The sequence below is a fragment of the Streptoverticillium olivoreticuli subsp. olivoreticuli genome (assembly GCF_003391135.1).
GTDB classification, from domain to species: domain Bacteria; phylum Actinomycetota; class Actinomycetes; order Streptomycetales; family Streptomycetaceae; genus Streptomyces; species Streptomyces blastmyceticus.
This window is the reverse complement of the sequence record NZ_CP031455.1, coordinates 8,058,567-8,075,591: the sequence shown is the minus strand read 5'-3', so window position 1 is coordinate 8,075,591 and position 17,025 is coordinate 8,058,567. Positions and strand designations below refer to the sequence as shown.

The 17,025-nt window shown below is 71.5% G+C and carries 15 protein-coding genes; 9 read left to right on the top strand and 6 right to left on the bottom strand.

Going from position 1 to position 17,025, the window contains the following annotated elements; translation table 11 throughout:
- The first annotated feature begins 41 nt into the window (after positions 1 to 41).
- From DXZ73_RS35055 to DXZ73_RS38540, 6 genes are all read left to right on the top strand, one after another.
- The gene (locus tag DXZ73_RS35055) at positions 42 to 827 is read left to right on the top strand and encodes a carbohydrate ABC transporter permease (RefSeq protein WP_116216086.1); all 786 of its coding nucleotides are present in this window, start codon (positions 42 to 44) and stop codon (positions 825 to 827) included.
- Positions 828 to 857: 30 nt separating this feature from the next.
- Positions 858 to 2,096, top strand: a complete 1,239-nt coding sequence (locus tag DXZ73_RS35050) for a glycoside hydrolase 5 family protein (RefSeq protein WP_116214959.1) — start codon at positions 858 to 860, stop codon at positions 2,094 to 2,096.
- A 215-nt stretch (positions 2,097 to 2,311) separates the two neighbouring features.
- On the top strand, positions 2,312 to 4,342 hold the full coding sequence (locus DXZ73_RS35045) for an endo-beta-N-acetylglucosaminidase (protein WP_116214958.1): 2,031 nt from the start codon (positions 2,312 to 2,314) through the stop codon (positions 4,340 to 4,342).
- 26 nt (positions 4,343 to 4,368) lie between these two features.
- Positions 4,369 to 7,428, top strand: coding sequence for an alpha-mannosidase (locus DXZ73_RS35040; protein WP_116214957.1), 3,060 nt, complete (start codon positions 4,369 to 4,371; stop codon positions 7,426 to 7,428).
- A gap of 177 nt (positions 7,429 to 7,605) precedes the next feature.
- Entirely contained in the window at positions 7,606 to 7,785 is a 180-nt protein-coding gene (locus DXZ73_RS35035; RefSeq protein ID WP_116214956.1) for a hypothetical protein, read from the top strand.
- A gap of 64 nt (positions 7,786 to 7,849) precedes the next feature.
- Complete coding sequence (locus DXZ73_RS38540) at positions 7,850 to 8,074, top strand: hypothetical protein (protein ID WP_162890450.1); 225 nt, start codon at positions 7,850 to 7,852, stop codon at positions 8,072 to 8,074.
- 76 nt (positions 8,075 to 8,150) lie between these two features.
- Here the strand turns inward: DXZ73_RS38540 and DXZ73_RS35030 are convergent, their stop codons facing one another.
- Positions 8,151 to 8,888 (bottom strand): XRE family transcriptional regulator, encoded by a 738-nt coding sequence (locus DXZ73_RS35030; RefSeq protein ID WP_116214955.1) that lies wholly within the window; start codon positions 8,886 to 8,888, stop codon positions 8,151 to 8,153.
- A gap of 203 nt (positions 8,889 to 9,091) precedes the next feature.
- On the opposite strand from DXZ73_RS35030, the gene DXZ73_RS35025 reads away from it, so the two are divergent.
- Together DXZ73_RS35025 and DXZ73_RS35020 are read left to right on the top strand one after the other, a co-directional pair.
- Positions 9,092 to 9,331 (top strand): hypothetical protein, encoded by a 240-nt coding sequence (locus DXZ73_RS35025; protein WP_116214954.1) that lies wholly within the window; start codon positions 9,092 to 9,094, stop codon positions 9,329 to 9,331.
- A 151-nt stretch (positions 9,332 to 9,482) separates the two neighbouring features.
- A complete protein-coding gene (locus DXZ73_RS35020) occupies positions 9,483 to 10,031 on the top strand; it encodes a hypothetical protein (protein WP_240351627.1) in 549 nt (182 codons plus the stop codon).
- Here DXZ73_RS35020 and DXZ73_RS35015 read toward each other — a convergent pair.
- The 5 genes from DXZ73_RS35015 to DXZ73_RS34995 form a co-directional block, all read right to left on the bottom strand.
- Positions 10,028 to 10,429, bottom strand: coding sequence for a hypothetical protein (locus DXZ73_RS35015; RefSeq protein WP_116214952.1), 402 nt, complete (start codon positions 10,427 to 10,429; stop codon positions 10,028 to 10,030). The genes DXZ73_RS35020 and DXZ73_RS35015 overlap by 4 nt on opposite strands.
- A gap of 271 nt (positions 10,430 to 10,700) precedes the next feature.
- A complete protein-coding gene (locus tag DXZ73_RS35010) occupies positions 10,701 to 11,585 on the bottom strand; it encodes an ABC transporter permease (protein WP_116214951.1) in 885 nt (294 codons plus the stop codon).
- Positions 11,582 to 14,290 (bottom strand): alpha/beta fold hydrolase, encoded by a 2,709-nt coding sequence (locus DXZ73_RS35005; RefSeq protein ID WP_116214950.1) that lies wholly within the window; start codon positions 14,288 to 14,290, stop codon positions 11,582 to 11,584. The genes DXZ73_RS35010 and DXZ73_RS35005 overlap by 4 nt, the downstream gene beginning before the upstream one ends.
- A gap of 202 nt (positions 14,291 to 14,492) precedes the next feature.
- A complete protein-coding gene (locus tag DXZ73_RS35000; protein ID WP_116214949.1) occupies positions 14,493 to 15,413 on the bottom strand; it encodes an SDR family oxidoreductase in 921 nt (306 codons plus the stop codon).
- Positions 15,404 to 16,180: an SDR family oxidoreductase gene (locus DXZ73_RS34995; RefSeq protein ID WP_116214948.1), complete on the bottom strand. Its 777-nt coding sequence runs from the start codon at positions 16,178 to 16,180 to the stop codon at positions 15,404 to 15,406. Before DXZ73_RS34995 ends, DXZ73_RS35000 begins: the two co-directional genes overlap by 10 nt.
- Positions 16,181 to 16,259: 79 nt before the next feature.
- Here DXZ73_RS34995 and DXZ73_RS34990 point away from each other — a divergent pair, with 79 nt between their 5' ends.
- Positions 16,260 to 17,024, top strand: a complete 765-nt coding sequence (locus DXZ73_RS34990) for an enoyl-CoA hydratase family protein (RefSeq protein WP_116214947.1) — start codon at positions 16,260 to 16,262, stop codon at positions 17,022 to 17,024.
- Position 17,025 lies beyond the last annotated feature (1 nt).

Sequence of the window (17,025 nt, the reverse complement as noted above, 5' to 3'; positions counted from 1 at the left end):
CCCGGATCTCCGGCTGGGAGAAGGCGCTGCGCTATCTGCTGATGCTCGCCGTGCTGGGCATCACCGTCGGGCCGTTCCTGTGGCAGCTGTCGACCTCGTTCAAGGGCGCCTCCGAGGACATCTACACCTACCCGCCGGGGTTCCTGCCCGAGCATCCGACTCTCGGAAATTATTCAGGTGTCGCCGACATCATCCCGGTCTGGGACTACGCGCTGAACTCCCTCAAGGTCGCCCTCACCAATGTGGTCACCAACCTTGTCGGTGCTTCCCTGGCCGGATACGCACTGGCCCGGCTGCGCTTCCGCGGCCGGCGGCTCGCCGGACTCGCCTTCGTGGTCGCCCTGCTCGTCCCCCTGGAGTCCGTCGTCATCGCGCAGTTCACCATGATGCGCGACCTCCACCTCAACAACACCCTCACCGCCGTGGTGCTGCCCGGCGCGGTCGGCGCGCTCAATGTGCTGCTGATGCGCAACGCGTTCGCGAACCTCCCGTACGAGATCGAGGAAGCGGCCGTCATCGACGGGGCGAACGTATGGCAGCGGTTCCTCCGGATCGCCCTGCCCTCCGTCCGCGGCACCCTGGCCGTCGTGGCGATCTTCTCCTTCATGGGCGCCTGGGACGACTTCCTCTGGCCGCTGATCGTCCTCTCCGACTCGGACCACTTCACCCTGACCGTCGGCCTGAACTACCTGCACGGAACGTTTCAGCAGAACCCCCGGCTGGTCGCCGCGGGCACCATCGTCGCCGTCGCCCCGCTCATCGTGCTGTTCGCCTGCCTCCAGCGGTACTTCTTCCGCGGCGTCGGAGAAGGCGCCGTCAAGGGCTGACCCCAGCTCCCCGCCCGAAGGGACACCCCCATGCGCTTCGGTGTGAACTACACCCCCACCCGCGGCTGGTTCCACCACTGGCTGGACTTCGACCTCGACGACATCCGCGCCGACCTCGACTCCATCGCCGCCCTCGGCCTGGACCACATCCGCGTCTTCCCCCTGTGGCCCGTCTTCCAGCCCAACCGCACACTGATCCGGCCGCGCGCGGTGGAGCAGTTGGTGAGTCTCGTGGACGCGGCGGGCGAGCGCGGGCTCGATGTCGCCGTCGACGGCCTCCAGGGCCATCTCTCCAGCTTCGACTTCGTCCCCTCCTGGACCACGACGTGGCACCGCCGCAACATGTTCACCGACCCCGAGGTGGTCGCCGCGCAGGAGGAGTACCTGACGGTCCTCGCCGGTGCCCTCGCCGACCGGCCCCATTTCCTGGGCATGACGGTCGGCAACGAGACCAACCAGTTCTCCGGCGACCCGCACCCCGACCCGGACCGGATCACACCGGAGGAGGCGGAGCGCTGGCTGCGCCGGATGCTGGACGCCTGCGAGAAGGCCGCGCCCGGCCGGTCCCATCTGCACGCCTCCTACGACGCCGCCTGGTACGACGGCGCGCACCCCTTCACCCCCGCCCACTCGGCCCGCCTGGGCACCATGACCGCCGTGCACTCCTGGGTCTTCAACGGCACCGCGCAGCGGCACGGCCCGCGCGGCACGGCCACCGAGCAGCACGCCGCGTACCTCGTCGAGCTGTCCAAGGCGTGGGCCGACGACCCGGCCCGGCCGGTGTGGCTCCAGGAGGTCGGGGCACCCGCGCCGCACATCGCGCCCGAGCGGGCGGCCGCCTTCACCGAGGCGACCGTCACCAACGCGCTGGACTGCCCCGACCTGTGGGGCATCACCTGGTGGTGCTCCCACGACGTCGACCGCTCCCTCGCGGACTTCCCCGAGCTGGAGTACGGGCTGGGTCTGCTCACGAACGACCGGCGGGCGAAACCGGCGGGCGAAACGGTCGCCCGTCTCGCCCGTGAGTACCGTGCCGCGGGGGCCGCCGCGTCGCCCCGGTCGACCGCGCTGGTCGTGGAGGCGGGGGAGGTCGTGGGGGCGCCGCTGCGGGCGGTGTGCGCGCCGGGTGGGGAGTACTTCGAGGCGTGGATGCGGGTCGCTGCGCGTGGGCGGCGGCCGACGTGTGTGCTCTCTCAATTGGCGGCTGATGCCGGGCACTTGGCGGCTCGGGGGATCACGGAGGTCTTGACCGTGGCCCAGGTCCGTTAGTTCTTTTTCCCCAGCCCCGCCCCTTCCCGAAACCGGGGAGACCCCGGACCCCCTGAAGCGGCTGCGCCGCTTGTCCTCAAACGCCGGACGGGCTGAATTCGCGGCTACGGTCCGCGAAATCCAGCCCGTCCGGCGTTTGAGGACCGGGGTCCGGGGCGGAGCCCCGGTTTCGGGAAGGGGCGGGATTGGGGAATTCCCACCACCAAGGAGCAGCCATGCCTCAAAGACCCACTCGCCGTGAGGTTTTAGCCATCGGCACCGCGACCCTCGCGGCACTCTCGTTACCGCGCACGGCCGGCGCCACAACCGACGGCGCGCTCCAGCCCTACGCCTCGTACTGGTTCCCCGACAGCCTGCCGTCCGGCTCCCCCGCGCCCGGGGTCGTCTGGCACAGCCTCGCCGCGTGGCGGCCGGAGGGCGATGCCGACCTGCCCTTCAACCGGGCGACCGTGCCGCTCGCCGCGCGCTTCACTCCCCCGCCGGTCAACGCCACCGCGCGGGCGGGGCAGGCGCGTGTCTCCGCGCTCGCCGCGTTCGCGCACACGTCGGGGAATCCGTCCCAGGGTTCGCGGACCGCCGACCATTACGCGCTGACGCACTGGGCGTACCTCGACGAGCTGGTCTTCTGGGGCGGTTCGTCGGGCGAGGGGCTGATCCTCGCGCCGAACGCGCCGGTCGTGGACGCCGCGCACCGCAACGGTGTGCCTGTCCTGGGGACGGTGTTCCTGCCTCCGGTCGCGTACGGCGGGCAGCTGCGCTGGACGGAGGATCTGGTGCGGCGAGGGGCGGACGGCGGCTTCCCGCTGGCCGACAAGCTGATCCAGGTGGCACGGGCGTACGGCTTCGACGGCTGGTTCCTCAACGCCGAGACCGGCGGCGGTGACGCCCGGCTGGGCGCGGACATGCGGGACTTCGTGACGTACCTGCGGGCGAACGGCCAAGGGCTGCGCGTCACGTGGTACGACGCGATGGCCGTCTCCGGCGACATCTCCTGGCAGAACGAGCTCAACGACCACAACTCCCCGTTCTTCCGCGCCGCCGACTCGATGTTCCTCAACTTCGGCTGGAGCCGTGCCGGGCTCGCCGCGTCCGCGGAGCGCGCAGGGCGGCTGGGGCGGAGCCCGTACGCGCTGTGGGCCGGCGTCGATGTCGAGGCGCACGGCTGGGACACGCCCGTCGACTGGGACGCGGTCGTCCCGGCGGACGGCCCGCACACCGTGTCGTACGGCTTCTACCGGCCCGAGTGGACCTGGACGAGCCTGCCCGAGGGCGGGCGCTCCCCCGCCGCCTTTCACGCGCGGGACGACCGCTTCTGGTCCGGCGAGGGCCTCGACCCGGCCGCGCCGCCGAGCGGGCCCTGGCGGGCGCCCGCCGCGTCCGTCGCGGACCGCTCCACGCTCACCGCGCTGCCGTTCGCGACGAGCTTCAACACCGGCCACGGGACGGCCTGGTACGACAAGGGCAAGCGCGTCTCGGACGCCGCCTGGAACCACCTGGGGCTCCAGGACCGGCTGCCCGGCCGCCGCTGGGTGGTCCGCACCGCGGGTGCCCGGCCCACCGTCGGCTTCGACTTCACCGACGCCTGGCGCGGCGGCGGCAGCCTCCTCGTGGAGGGCGCGCTCACCGCGGCGGCGACGGTCGAGCTGTACACGGCACGGCTGCCGCTGTCCGGCGCGACGGCCGTGGAACTGGCACACCGCGCCGACGCCGGATCGGCGGCGGTCCGGGTGGAGCTGGCCGTGGCGCTGGAACCGGGCTCCTTCCAGTACGTGCCCGCGGGCACGCTGCCCGCTGGAGGACGCGGCTGGGCGACCGTACGGCTCCGTGTGGGCGCGCTGCTGCGGGGCCGGGCGGGCGCCACGGTCCACGCGCTGGGGGTGCGTCTCACCGCGCAGGGCGGCGGCCCGGTCCGCTGGCGGCTCGGCGCCCTCGCGGTCCACGACGCGGCACCGCCCGCACCGGCGCGGCCGGGCGCCGTCCGGGTGACCGCGTCCCACCGCGCCGGCGACGGCACGGCGGCGCTGCGGCTGGCGTGGGGAGCGGCCAGGGCACCCGTACGCCATTACGAACTCCACCAGGTGCTCCCCGGCGGCGGCCGTCGCTTCCTGGGCGGCACCTGTGGGCATGCCTACTACGTCGCGGCGCTGCGCCGCACCGCCATGGAGGCGGCCACGCGCGTCGAAGTGCGCGCGGTGGACGAGCTGTACGCCTCCTCGGCACCCGCGTCCGTCGAATTCCGCTGGTAGACCTACTGCGTGAGGACACCGACTCCATGCACAACGACCGCACCATCACCGAAGCCCGACTGAAGCGGGTGCTGGACGAGCGCATCCGGCCCGCCGTGTATCCCGAGTCGGTGCCGCTGGCCGTCTCGGTGTGGGACGCGCCGGGCGAGCCCGTCCCCGTGGCGGAGGGGCTGGCCGCCGAGCGGGTGCCGATCCGGACCGGCGCGCAATGGGGTCCTCCGTGGGGGACGAGCTGGTTCACCGTCACGGGGACGGTGCCACGGGAGTGGGCGGGCCGGACCGTCGAGGCGCTGCTCGACCTGGGCTTCGACGAGAACATGCCGGGCTTCCAGTGCGAGGGGCTCGTCTACCGCCCGGACGGCTCGCCGGTGAAGGGGCTCAACCCCCGCAACCAGTGGGTGCGCGTCGGCGAGAAGGTCGCGGGCGGCGAGGAGGTGGTGCTGCACATCGAGGCGTCGTCGAACCCGGTGATCCTGGACTACCACCCCTTCCTGCCGACCGAACTGGGCGACAGGGAAACGGCGGACAGCGCGCCGCGCTACCGGCTGGGCCGGATGGACCTCGCCGTTCTCGACCGGACGGTGTGGGAGCTGGTCCAGGACCTGGAGGTGCTGGGCGAGCTGATGGCCGAGCTGTCCGTGGACGCGCCGCGCCGCTGGGAGATCCTGCGGGCCGTGGAGCGGGCGCTGGACGCGGTCGACCTCCAGGACGTCGGCGGCACGGCCGCGCGCGCCCGTGAGCGGCTCACCGGTGTGCTGGCCGCTCCCGCACACGCCTCGGCGCACCGGATCAGCGCGGTCGGGCACGCGCACATCGACTCGGCGTGGCTGTGGCCGCTGCGGGAGACGGTGCGCAAGGTCGCCCGGACGACGTCGAACATGACGGCCCTGCTGGAGGACGAGCCGGACTTCGTCTACGCCATGTCGCAGGCGCAGCAGTTCGCCTGGATCAAGGAGCACCGGCCGGAGGTGTACGCGCGGGTGAAGAAGGCGGTCGCGGAGGGCCGTTTCGTGCCCGTGGGCGGCATGTGGGTGGAGTCCGACACGAACATGCCGGGGTCGGAGGCGCTGGCACGGCAGTTCGTGCACGGGAAGAGGTTCTTCCTGGAGGAGTTCGGGATCGAGACGGAGGAGGTGTGGCTGCCGGACACGTTCGGCTACTCGGCGGCGCTGCCCCAGCTGGTGAAGCTGTCCGGCGCGAAGTGGTTCCTGACGCAGAAGATCTCGTGGAGCCGGTCCAACAAGTTCCCGCACCACACCTTCTGGTGGGAGGGGCTGGACGGGACGCGTGTCTTCACGCACTTCCCGCCGATCGACACCTACAACTCGCAGCTGTCGGGGAAGGAGGTCGCGCACGCCGTCCGCAACTTCCAGGAGAAGGGCGGCGCGACCCGTTCCCTCGCGCCGACCGGCTGGGGCGACGGCGGGGGCGGGACGACGCGCGAGATGCTCGCGCGCGCGAAGCGGCTCGCGGACCTGGAGGGGTCGGCCAGGGTCGTCTTCGAGAAGCCGTCGGCGTTCTTCGAGAAGGCGCACGCGGAGTACGAGCACGCCCCCGTCTGGGTTGGCGAGCTGTATCTGGAGCTGCACCGGGCGACGCTCACCAGCCAGGCGCGGACCAAACAGGGCAACCGGCGCTCGGAACACCTGCTGCGGGAAGCGGAGTTGTGGGCAGCGACGGCGGCCGTACGGGCGGGGTTCCCCTATCCGTACGAGGCGCTGGACCGGCTGTGGAAGACGGTGCTGCTGCACCAGTTCCACGACATCCTGCCCGGTACGTCGATCGCGTGGGTGCACCGGGAGGCGGCGGCGGCCTACGCGGCGGTGGCGGCGGAGCTGGAGTCGATCATCGGGGAGGCGCTGGCCGCGCTGGCCGGGGACCCGTTGGCGGTGCTGGCCGAGGACGCGCTGGCGACGCTCACCGGAGACGGACCGGCGAGCGGGACCGTGGTCTTCAACGCGGCACCGCACGGACGCGGCGGTGTGCCGGCGCTCGGCGCGGCCGCCGTCGGACCGGCGGACCGTGCGGCGGTGCGGGCGCGGGCGCGCGAGGGCGGCGGGTTCGTGCTCGACAACGGGCTGCTGCGGGTGGAGATCGACGGGCGGGGGCTGGTGGTCTCCGTGTACGACCCGGCGGCGGGGCGTGAGACGGTCGCGCCGGGCGCGGCGGCGAACCTCCTCCAGCTGCACCCGGACTTCCCGAACATGTGGGACGCGTGGGACGTCGACCACTTCTACCGCAACACCGTCACGGACCTCACGGACGTCGAGGCGCTGGAGCTCACGGACGACGGGGCGGTGCGGGTGGTGCGGGCCTTCGGGGCGTCGCGGGTGGAGCAGTTCCTCAGCCTGCCGGTCGGTGAGCGGCGGCTGGACATCGCGACGGAGGTCGACTGGCACGAGACGGAGAAGTTCCTGAAGGCGGCGTTCCCGCTCGACCTGCATACCGACCGTGTGGCGGCCGAGACTCAGTTCGGCCACCTCTACCGCCCCACGCACACCAACACCAGCTGGGACGCCGCCAAGTTCGAGGCGTGCGCGCACCGCTTCGTGCACCTGGAGGAGCCGGGCTGGGGGGTGGCGGTCGTCAACGACTCGACATACGGCTACGACGTGACGCGTGCCGTACGCGACGGCGGCACGGGCACGACGACCACGCTGCGGCTCTCCCTGCTGCGGGCCCCCCGCTTCCCGGACCCGCGCACGGACCAGGGCGTGCACCGCTTCCGGTACGCGCTGGTGCCGGACGCGTCCCTGGGGGACGCGGTGCGGGAGGGGTACCGGATCAATCTGCCGGAGCGGCGGGTGGCCGGGGCCAGCGGGGTGGAACCGCTGGTGTCGGTCTCCGGCGACTCCGTCGTCGTGTCGGCGGTGAAGCTCGCGGACGACGGCAGCGGGGATGTGGTGGTGCGGCTGTACGAGGCGCTGGGGGGGCGGGCGCGGGTCCGCCTGGCGGCGGGCTTCGCGGTGGGGGCGGGGGTTGTGTGCGATCTGCTGGAGCGGCCTGTTGGGACGGTCGACGCGGGTGACATCCGCTTGTCGTTCCGCCCGTTCGAGATCGTGACTCTGCGGCTCACACGCGCCTGATCTTTTTCCCCAGCCCCGCCCCTTCCCTCAGCATCTGATGCTCGGCTCCGCCCCAGACCCCGAAGCACGCTTCGCGCGCTGTCCTCAAGCTCCCCCAGGGAACTGTTCACCTCCTAGGACACAACCGGCGTCACATCGCCGGGGCTGTCCGGGGGCAGATCCCTGGGGAATTCGCCGATGTCCACAGCCCGTGTGACCACTTCGTCCCGCTCGTCCGACGAGTCGTCGTCGCTGGATGTACAGCTCCGCGCCTGCCGCCTCAAGGCTGAGGCGCTGGGCTTCGGCGCCGAGACGATCGCCGCCGCTGAGGCGAACGCCTACGTAGACGATGGCGTGTCCGGCGGGTCCGCTCCGTGACCCCCGTCCAGTTCGGACCCAAGGTGATCGACACGGCGACGTACAAGCGCCTTGGAGAGCCGCCGTGTCTGAGTCGCTGCATGACCGCCAACGCCGCTGGGCTGACGGCTTGCCGCCGCTGAGTGCCGAACTCTGCGAACTGGCCTGCCTGTTGGCCAACGATGAGGCGCGCAAGATCGGCGCTCACCCGGCTTGGCCACTCTTCAAGAAGCTATTCCAAGCCGAAGCCGGCACCAGCCCCGATCCGGCAGCCCTGGGCGTCGTCTGCGCCTGCCCGGAGCACTTCTGACCCCGCCCCCGATGACTGCCCGCGCTGGTTGGTCGTCGGGGGCTGTCTGCGTTTACAGCGCAGATCGGCACTGGGGTCAGCCCCTCGGCGACCGGTTGTACTCGGCCATTGTGGGCTTCGAAGTCGACGCATCTTTAAAGCTCAGTTCCCACGGGCCAGTGTTCACATCGAAATCCTTGCCGAACCCGACCCACTTGCCGATCATTTTCCGGCCCGTGGGTTCGACAAGGAGCTGAATCGCCCCGTGGTAGACGGCTCCGGCGTAGTAGCCATCCCGCGCCGTTTCCTCACGCCATGTACCCGTGACCACGTTTCCCTCAACGGTCAGATCGAGCGTCAGCGGGGAGTTCGGGTTTGAGGAACCCTCCGGCAGTGAGCGGACGGTCAGCTTGTTGCCGTGCTGGAGCACTACTACGTAGTGCTCGCCGGTGAAGTCGGTCTCCCGCCCTGACGAATGGTATTCGTATCGGGACAGCCAGATGCCGGACAGGGTGCCGTGATCGTTGCGCTTGGTCATGGGGGTGGTACCTCCTGGGGCTGTTGCGGCTCGTTTCTTTGCCGCCTCTCGCTGTTCTGATTCATGATCGTTCGGCCCGGCTGCATTCGCCGCTCGCGCATTCGGTACTGATGGGGCGAACCCTAAAGCCTCGATCGGTAGTCCTGTTACGCGTTCCAAGGCCCTGGCGTAGACGGGCCGGGGGTTGAGTACCTTCCCGGACTCCCATCGCTGGACGTTGCGTTTGGCGCAGTCGTTCGGTTCACCCGTTTCCTTCCCTGCCTGCCGTATGGCCAGGGCTAGATCATCTTGCGACATGCGCAGGCTGATTCGGACGGCACGAAGGATCGTGTTGGGTACGGCCACGCCTTCGACAGTAGGACGCCGGGCGACAGTTGGTCACGGGTTTTGACCGATGAACGACGCCGGTATGACGCCTTGACGGTCGCCGCGCATGCACTGGGCGCGTCGGTACACCTGTGTCCATCGACGGGGGCAACGGCCGAAGGGAACAAGCCTCTATGAGCACACGCGCCGTAGTGCGACGGATGGACTGGACCGTGCAGCCCGACGACGAGCCGGACGCCAAGCCGCGTACCTACGCCCGAGAGTGCGATGTCTGCGGCGAGGGTTCTGCGCGGAGCACCGACCCGGAAGACGGAACGTTGTGGATCTTGGAGCACGTCAAGACCAACCCTTCGCACAACTCCTGCACGGAGATCGTCAAGCGTGGTTGGCGCGCGTGGATGAGGCAGTCGTGATCCGACGCGCGATCCACCGATGGGTCGGTCCCATCAGCGACCCGTACCACCGATGAGCCCCCCGCCTCGAAGGGCGGGGCGACAAATACGCGCAACTGAAAAGGAGAGTGCAGCGGTGAACACATCCCTTGCTCGTCCCGCTCCTGAGAGGGTGTCCGAGCGGGCACGAGAGATCCTGTCGGCAATTGAGGCCGACCCGGAGTTCGAGCGTCTGCGCACCGGGTGCGCCAAGTACGACAAGGACTGGCAGAGCTTCACGGGGTATGCGCTCGTCGACGGGTTCGACGTCGAGAAGGACACTGTTCCACTGTTTCCGGAAGCCCTTCGGGCGATGGCGATCAAGTCGGCCGTCTACGAGATGACGGACGGCGACGAGTACGCGGCAGAGGTTCCCGTCTCGGTCCCCGTGGATGAGATGATCCACGCCCTTGCTGCTCAGTTCACCGTGCTGAGCCGTGTGCAGGAGCGCACCGGGGTCAAGTTCGTCCACGCCACAGACCGCGAGGAAATCGGCGGCTGGGATCACGGTGACTACACGCACCAGGTCTACCGGGCCGCGTGGGGGCCGGTGAACGAACGGTTCTGGATCGGCAAGGACGAGACTGAGAAGCGGCGCGCGGCTGCCATCAAGAAGTACGAGCCGCTGGGCATCTTCGAAGGCGGACGCAGGTTCGCCCCCGGCTCCGCCACGGCAAGCTAGCCGAGAGCGCGGCGCAGCGTCGTGATGACGTCTACTCCCGGGAAGGTACAGGGAATCTCGGTGACGGCTTGCTCGATCAGCAATTCGAGCACTCCCGGCGCTGCGCTGTGCATCACGCCGCGTAGGTACGAATCGAGTTCGGCAACGTCGTCGGGCAACGCGAGCTTCGTGGCCAGGGGCAAACCATCGGTCTTGTATCTCCCCGCCGGGACGCCCACCTTGTCCGGGTGCACGCACACCGGTACGCCATCAGGGGTGTACCGGTGTCCGTCAGCGGGATTGAACGGGCAGTCGCGCGAAGGACGCTCGACCACATCGAAGGCCCCGAGAGGGAAGCGGCGCGACGGACAGATCCCGCATGCCGGGTGCTCATCGCCGGTGACGTAAGCCTCAGCCATGGCACTGGAGCCTAGGCCCTTCGCTGCCTCGTCCGGGCACCCTTCCCGATGCAGGCCAGGCTTCCCGGAGGGAAGGCGAACACGTGTCCTTGTGTATCCCAAGGGGTGTACCGTTCCAGCTACCGCTGGGAGGTGCCCCCACGAGCTGGATTGCGCACCCCGGGGGTCTGGGGGCGGAGCCCCCTCACGCGGCGGAGCCGCATATCGGATGCAGCCGGGAAGGGGCGGGGCTGGGGAACAAAGCCCGCCGCAGGCGCGGCGTACCCCGCCGCTACGACACCACGTCCTTGCCCCGGAAATGGCGGAACGCGCAAGCGAAGAGCACCAGTGCGTACGCCACCGACACCGCCGTGCCCTTCACCATGCCCGCCCATTCCAAGCGCGGCTGAAGCGCGTCCGCCCACGCGAACTGCCAGTGCGCGGGCAGGAAATCGCGCCAGTGCCCGAGCGCCGTCACCGCGTCCAGGACGTTGCCCACGATGGTCAGACCCACCGCGCCGCCCACCGCGCCCAGCGGTACGTCCGTGACGGTCGACAGCCAGAACGCGAGACCGGCCGTCACCAGCTGGCCGACGAAGATGTACGCGACGACGATCGCGAGCCGCTCCACCGCCGTGCCGGCGGGCAGCGCGCCGCCGGTGGGGATCTGGAGCGCCCCCCAGCCGTACGCCGCCGTGCCCGCGGCCAGTGCCACCACCGGCAGCAGCACCATCGCGGCCGCGCTGAACCCCAGCGCCACGGCCAGCTTGCTCAGCAGCAGCCGGGCCCGCGGTACCGGCGCCGCCAGCAGATAGCGCAGCGACGACCAGCTCGCCTCGGACGCCACCGCGTCACCGCAGAACAGCGCCACGGGCACCACCAGCAGGAAGCCCGCCGACACGAACAGGCACGTGGCGGCGAAATTGACGCCGGATGAGGTGGCGGTGTCGATCAGCGTCACCCGGCCGTCCCGGCCGCTCGGCTGTCCGCCGATCGCGAAGGCCGCGATCAGGACGAACGGCAGCACGGCCAGGACCGCCCCGACCACCAGCGTGCGCCGCCGCCGCAACTGCCGCATCGCCTCCACCCGCAGCGGCAGCGTGTGCCGCGCGCGATAGCCGGGCGCGGCCTCCGGGGCGATGCCCGCGGCGCCCGCCGTATCCGTCGCCGTGCTCATGCGGAGCCTCCGATCAGGGTCAGGAACGCGTCCTCCAGACGGCGGTGCGGACCCACACGCTCCACCGGGACCTCCAGCCGGACCAGCTCCACCAGCAACGTGGCCGCGCTCATCCCGTCGAGCCCCACCAGCAGCCCCTCGTCGGTCCGCGCGGCGGACGCCACGCCCGGCAGCGCCGCCACCTTCTCCGCGACGGCCTCCGTCAACTCGCCCGCGACGCCGACCAGCAGCGTGTCGCCCGAGCCGACGATGTCCGCGACGGGACCGGCCGTGACGAGCCGCCCGCGGTCCATCACCACCAGGTGCGTACAGCTCTGCTCGACCTCGGCGAGGAGGTGGCTGGAGACGATGACCGTGCGCCCGGCCGCCGCGTACCGGATCATCACCTCGCGCATCTCCCGGATCTGCGGCGGGTCGAGGCCGTTGGTCGGCTCGTCCAGGATCAGCAGGTCCGGCAGACCGAGCATGGCCTGCGCGATGGCGAGCCGCTGCCGCATGCCCTGGGAGTACGTCCGTACGGCGCGCTCCAGCGCGGAACCCAGCCCGGCGATCTCCAGGGCCTCCTCCACGTGGGCGTCCTCGGCCGGCCGACCCGTGGCCTGCCAGTACAGGTCGAGGTTGGCCCGGCCGGAGAGGTGCGGCAGGAAACCGGCGCCCTCGACGAACGCCCCGACCCGGGAGAGCACCGGCGCGCCCGGCCTGATCGCGTGGCCGAAGACCCGCACCTCGCCGGCGTCGGGCCGGATGAGACCCATGAGCATCCGCAGCGTGGTGGTCTTGCCCGCGCCGTTGGGACCGAGCAGGCCGAGCACCTGACCGCGCTCGACCCGGAAGGACAGCTCCTTGACGGCATACCGGTCGGCGGACTTGGCGTAGCGCTTGCCGAGACCCGTGATCTGCAACGGCACGTCGGCGAGCGCCGGATCGGGCGCGGGCACAGCCGTGCGCCGCCGCCCCGTCAGCAGCACGGCCGCCGCGAGGACCGCACCGGCGGCCGGCAGACCCCAGGTCCACCACGGCAGCGCGGCCGAGGCGGTCCGCACCTCGGGCGCCGTCGGCACGCTCAGGCCGCCGCCCTCCAGGGCGACGGTGTACGCGGCGGGCCCGGCCGGCGAGGCATAGGCCAGGTCCGTGGCGGCGAGGACGAGCCGCATCCGGTGCCCCGACTCGAAAGTGTGGTCGATGGCGGGGAGCCGCAGCTCGACGGTTCTGCCGTCCTTGGCGTCGGTCACCCGGACGGGGGCGACGAGCTGTGCGGGCAGCACCTGCTGTCCGTTCGGCCCCACGTCGTAGACCTTCGCGAAGAGGACGGCCTCCCCGGAGTCGGAGGTGACCTTGGCCTTCACCGTCGGCGCCCCGGTCACCCGGACGCCCTCGGTCAGCCGCGCGGAGTCGAAACGGGCGTACTGACCGGGAAAGTCGAGCGAGAGCCCCAGCCCCAGCCCCGACAACTGCGAGACCGCGCCGATCCCCGGCACCGTGGAGATCGCCGGAGGCGTGGCTCCCGCGGGGTTGCCGAAGGACTGCGGACGGCCGGTCAGCGCAACCGTGCGCGCGTCGTTGCGCAGCCCCGGATAACGGTCCGCGCTCGCGCCGCGCACCTGCGCCTTGCCGTCGGTGGTGTCGATGCCACCGGTCCTGCTCACGCGGAACGCGGGTCCGGTGTCGACGCTCTTGTCGTCCTTGAGGTAGCGGTCGAACCACGCGCGCGTGCGCTGCTCGACACGGCCGCTCTCGCCCACACCGCTGTCGTGCCCGCCCGCCATCCAGTCGACCGCGACGGGCGCGCCGTTGTGGGCGATGGCCTTGGCCGCGGCGTCGGACTGGTCGAGCGGGAACAGCGAGTCGCTCTGCCCCTGGACGAGCAGCGTGGGCACCTTGATGCGGTCGGCGACGGCGGACGGGCTGCGGCTCTCCAGCAGCTCGCGCGCCTGCGCGTCCGGCTTCCCGGCGACGGCCACCCGCTCGTACATCTCGCACAGCGACTTCTCGAAGCCGCCGCAGCCGCCCTGTGGAGCGGAGGACGGGGGCGGGGCATCGGCTCCGGGCTTACCGGTGAGCGAACCGCCGGTGGAGCCGGTGGTGAAGAAGATGCCGGCCCAGAGCTTCTTGAAGACGTCGTTCGGGAAAAGCGAGTCGGCGAGATTCCAGTAGGTGATCTGCGGGGCGATCGCGTCGACCCGTTTGTCGTACCCGGCGGCGAGGAGGGAGATCGCGCCGCCGTAGGAACCACCGGCGATCCCGACCCTCGGGTCGCCCGCCTTGTCCAGCTTCACCTCGGGGCGCTCGGCCAGCCAGTCGATGAGCCGGCTCACATCGGCGACCTCGTGATCCGGGTCGTTCAGCCCGATCCGGCCGGTGGACCGACCGAACCCCCGCGCCGACCAGGTCACCACCGCGTAGCCGTCGCGCGCCAGGTCCTCGGCCTGACCGCGCAGGTCCTCCTTGCTGCCGCCGAATCCGTGGGCGAGCAGCACCGCAGGTCTGCGGCCCGGGTCCCCCGACGTGAAGTAGGACATGTCGATCCGGACCTTGTCACCGCCCCCCGGTGACTCGGGCATGCTCAGGAACCGGTCCTCGCGGTGCACGGCAGGTCTGCCGCCACTGGCCGAGGCCACCGTCCAGGTGCCCGCCCCGGCCAGCACGGCACCGGCGGCCACGGCGGCGACCAGCCGACGCCGTGGCCGGGGGAATCGCAGTTTCATGCCCCGATGCTATGCGCAGGCAATGACACGGGTGCGGCCGGTTGCCGCCTGCGGCGGGAGCGGCCTGCGGCCGCGTCCTCAATCGCCGGACGGGCTGAATTTGCGCACCCCGGGGTCTGGGGCGAAGCCCCCACGCGGCGGGGCCCCCACGCGGCGGAGCCGCAAATCGACACAGCCGGGAAGGGGCGGGGCTGGGGAAAAATCAGCCCGCTCCGCACACCGGCCCCGGCGGGCTCGCATCCGCCAGCAAAGCTCGCACCGTCTCCCCCGCCTCCCACGGGGACCACAGCGCGCCCTTGTCGGTCGTAGGCCCCGGTCGCCAGCCCTCCATCACCGTGATGCGGCCGCCTTCCGCTTCGAGGACCCGTCCCGTGACCCCCGCAGAGGCCGGGGATGCCAGCCATACCACCAACGGGGAGACGTTCTCCGGAGCCATCGCATCGAAGCCGGTCGGCGGCGCGGCCATCGACTCCGCGAACACGCTCTCGGTCATCCGTGTGCGCGCCGCGGGCGCCACCGCATTGGCCTGGACGCCGTACCTGGCGAGTTCGGCCGCCGCGACGAGGGTGAGGGCGACGATCCCGGCCTTCGCGGCCGCGTAGTTGGCCTGGCCCACGCTGCCGAGCAGCCCGGCCCCGGAGGTGGTGTTGACGACCCTCGCCTCCGGCTGGCGGCCGGACTTCGTCTCGGCGCGCCAGTGCGCGGCGGCGTGCCGGAGCGGCAGGAAGTGGCCCTTGAGGTGGACGCGCACCACCGCGTCCCAGTCGTCCTCGCCGAGGTTGACGAGCATGCGGTCGCGCAGGAATCCGGCGTTGTTGACGAGCGCGTCGAGCCGTCCGTAAGTGTCCAGGGCGGTCGCGACGAGGGACGCGGCGCCTTCGTCGGTGGCGATGTCGCCGTGGTGCGCGACCGCTTCGCCGCCGAGGGCGGTGATCTCGTCGGCGACGTGCCGTGCCGGGTCCGCCGAGCCGCCCTCGCCGCCCCGGCCCACGCCCAGGTCGTTGACGACGACCTGGGCGCCTTCCGCTGCGAGGGCGAGGGCGTGCGCGCGCCCGAGGCCGCGGCCCGCGCCGGTGACGACGGCGACGCGGCCCGCGCAGATTCCGGTGGGGTTCAGGGACATCTCGTGGCTCCGTCGAGGAAGGCGGGGCGTTCGCCGCCGCCGTGGACGAGCAGGCTCGCGCCCGTGATGTAGGCGGCGTCGGCGGAGGCGAGGAACACGGCCGCGGCGCCGATCTCGTCCGGCTCGGCGAGGCGTCCGGCGGGCACGGTCCTGGCGACGGCGGCGACGCCGGCCTCGTCGCCGTAGTGGAGGCGGGCGGCCGCGGTGCGGACCATGCCGAGGACGAGGGTGTTGACCCTGATCGCGGGCGCCCATTCGACGGCCATGGTGCGGGCGAGGTTCTCCAGCCCCGCCTTGGCCGCGCCGTAGGCGGCGGTGCCGGGTGAGGGGCGGGTGCCGCTCACGCTGCCGGTCATGAGGACGCAGCCGCCCTCCGCCTGGCGGCGCATGATGCGGTACGCGGCGAGCGACGCGGTCAGCGGCGCGGTGAGGTTGAGGCCGATGATGCGCGCGTGACGTTCGTCGGCTCCTTCGCCGAGGCCCTGGAAGGGTGTGCCCCCGGCGTTGTTGACCAGCACGTCCAGTCGGCCGTACGCATCGCCGACCTGGGTGAAGAAGGCCTGTACCCCTTGCGTGTCCCGGAGGTCCACCGGCAGGAAGCGGGCGCTCCCCCGGTCGGTGGCGACCGGTCGGTCCGGGGGCCTGCGGGCGCAGACGACCACGCGCGCGCCGGTGTCCAGGAACGCCCGCGCGATGCCCGCTCCGACGCCGCGCGTCCCGCCGGTGACGACCACGACCCGGTCGCCCGCCCCGTCGGTGCCGCCCATTTCGCACCTCCCGCGATGGCTTGCCCGCTGCTACCTTCACACCTAACAAACGTTTGGTGGAAAGGTAGCTGATCCTCTGATGGGTGTCTCCACCTCCCGCCCCGAAACCGCCGTCGCCGTCGTCACCGTGGACTTCCCTCCGGTCAACGCCCTTCCCGTGCGCGGCTGGTACGACCTGGCCGCCGCCGTCCGTGCGGCGGGCAGTGATCCTGAGGTCCACTGCGTCCTCCTTGCCGCCGCCGGGCGCGGCTTCAACGCCGGTGTCGACCTCAAGGAGATCCAGCGCTCCCCAGGCCACCGGGCCCTGCTCGGTGCCAACCACGGCTGCGCGGCCGCCTTTTCGGCCGTCTACGACTGCGAGGTGCCGGTCGTGGCCGCCGTGCAGGGCTTCTGCCTCGGCGGTGGCATCGGCCTCGTCGGCAACGCCGACGCGGTCGTCGCGTCCGACGACGCGACCTTCGGCCTGCCCGAGCTGGACCGGGGCGCGCTCGGCGCGGCGACCCATCTGTCCCGGCTGGTGCCGCAGCACCTGATGCGCACGCTGTACTTCACCTCGCGCACGGTCACCGCGTGGGAGCTGCACCGGCACGGCGCCGTGTGGCGGGTCGTGCCGCGCGGTGAACTGCGCGACGCGGCCATGGAGCTGGCCCGGGAGATCGCCGCCAAGGACGGCACCCTGCTGCGCATGGCCAAGGCCGCCATCAACGGCATCGACCCCGTCGACGTCCGCCGCAGCTACCGCTACGAACAGGGCTTCACCTTCGAGGCCGGTCTCAGCGGTGTCGCGGACCGGCACCGGGACGCCTTCGTCCGGGGCGGGGCGGGGAAGGAGCGGCAGCCGTGAC

Excerpts from the sequence above, each read along its gene's own strand:
- DXZ73_RS35055 (WP_116216086.1), top strand. The coding sequence starts at position 42 with ATGCTCGCCGTGCTGGGCATCACCGTCGGGCCGTTCCTGTGGCAGCTG.
- DXZ73_RS35050 (WP_116214959.1), top strand. The coding sequence starts at position 858 with ATGCGCTTCGGTGTGAACTACACCCCCACCCGCGGCTGGTTCCACCAC.
- DXZ73_RS35045 (WP_116214958.1), top strand. The coding sequence starts at position 2,312 with ATGCCTCAAAGACCCACTCGCCGTGAGGTTTTAGCCATCGGCACCGCG.
- DXZ73_RS35040 (WP_116214957.1), top strand. The coding sequence starts at position 4,369 with ATGCACAACGACCGCACCATCACCGAAGCCCGACTGAAGCGGGTGCTG.
- DXZ73_RS35035 (WP_116214956.1), top strand. The coding sequence starts at position 7,606 with ATGTCCACAGCCCGTGTGACCACTTCGTCCCGCTCGTCCGACGAGTCG.
- DXZ73_RS35030 (WP_116214955.1), bottom strand. The coding sequence starts at position 8,888 with ATGTCGCAAGATGATCTAGCCCTGGCCATACGGCAGGCAGGGAAGGAA.
- DXZ73_RS35025 (WP_116214954.1), top strand. The coding sequence starts at position 9,092 with ATGAGCACACGCGCCGTAGTGCGACGGATGGACTGGACCGTGCAGCCC.
- DXZ73_RS35015 (WP_116214952.1), bottom strand. The coding sequence starts at position 10,429 with ATGGCTGAGGCTTACGTCACCGGCGATGAGCACCCGGCATGCGGGATC.
- DXZ73_RS35010 (WP_116214951.1), bottom strand. The coding sequence starts at position 11,585 with ATGAGCACGGCGACGGATACGGCGGGCGCCGCGGGCATCGCCCCGGAG.
- DXZ73_RS35005 (WP_116214950.1), bottom strand. The coding sequence starts at position 14,290 with ATGAAACTGCGATTCCCCCGGCCACGGCGTCGGCTGGTCGCCGCCGTG.
- DXZ73_RS35000 (WP_116214949.1), bottom strand. The coding sequence starts at position 15,413 with ATGTCCCTGAACCCCACCGGAATCTGCGCGGGCCGCGTCGCCGTCGTC.
- DXZ73_RS34995 (WP_116214948.1), bottom strand. The coding sequence starts at position 16,180 with ATGGGCGGCACCGACGGGGCGGGCGACCGGGTCGTGGTCGTCACCGGC.
- DXZ73_RS34990 (WP_116214947.1), top strand. The coding sequence starts at position 16,260 with ATGGGTGTCTCCACCTCCCGCCCCGAAACCGCCGTCGCCGTCGTCACC.